At 53.1% G+C, this 843-nt stretch carries 1 protein-coding gene; it reads left to right on the top strand.

What is annotated here, in order from left to right; genetic code table 11:
• Positions 1-10: 10 nt before the first annotated feature.
• On the top strand, positions 11-843 hold an 833-nt coding region (locus tag H9625_RS17405; RefSeq protein ID WP_191765587.1), incomplete at its 3' end, for a 6-phosphogluconolactonase.

Raw genomic sequence — 843 nt, 5'->3', positions numbered from 1 at the left:
AATTATAGCCATGAGAACCAATCTGAGTTCGCAGATATCCCTTAACAGGGTGTCTACCCGATATTACAAGCCGGAGAATACGATTGACCGCTCCGTGCTGACCCGTTTTGAAAAAATCCCTACCAACATCTATGAAACAGTAGACGAAGGCGTGAAGTGCATTGCCGATGAGGTTATCCGCAAGATACAGGAACGCCAGCATGACGGCAAGTTCTGTACGTTGGCTTTGGGCACGGGGGCTTCGCTCCGTCCGCTTTACGCCGAACTGGTGCGCCGCCATAAGGAAGAAGGCGTCAGCTTCCGTAATGCAGTGATATTTAATCTGTATGAATACTATCCTTTATCAGAGCAGGGGAGCAGCAGCATCGGCCAGCTGAATGAGCTTTTCCTGAACCAGGTGGACATCGACCGGCAGAACGTGTTTACTCCGGACGGCACGATTCCGCAGGATGCGGTCATAGACCATTGCCTGCTGTATGAACAGCGCATCAAGACCTACGGCGGACTGGACATCGTCCTGATGGGCATCGGCAGGGAAGGGAATGTCGCCATGAACGAGCCCGGCTCTACGGCGGCTTCCATTACGCGCCTGATATTTGTGGACAGTACTTCCCGTTCGGAAGCGGCGCATAACCTGGGCGTGGACAACCTGCCTCCTTGTTCCATTACGATGGGCATCAATACGATTATGGAAGCCCGCCGTGTTTATCTGCTTGCCTGGGGCGATGACAAGACCGATATTATCAAGCAGGCGGTAGAGGATAAGATTTCGGATACGCTTCCCGCTTCTTACCTCCAGATGCACCAGAATGCGACCGTCTGCATCGACTTGCCCGCTGCTTC

The organism is Phocaeicola intestinalis (genome assembly GCF_014837065.1).
Lineage (GTDB): Bacteria > Bacteroidota > Bacteroidia > Bacteroidales > Bacteroidaceae > Phocaeicola > Phocaeicola intestinalis.
This window is presented reverse-complemented; position numbering and strand designations above follow the sequence as displayed.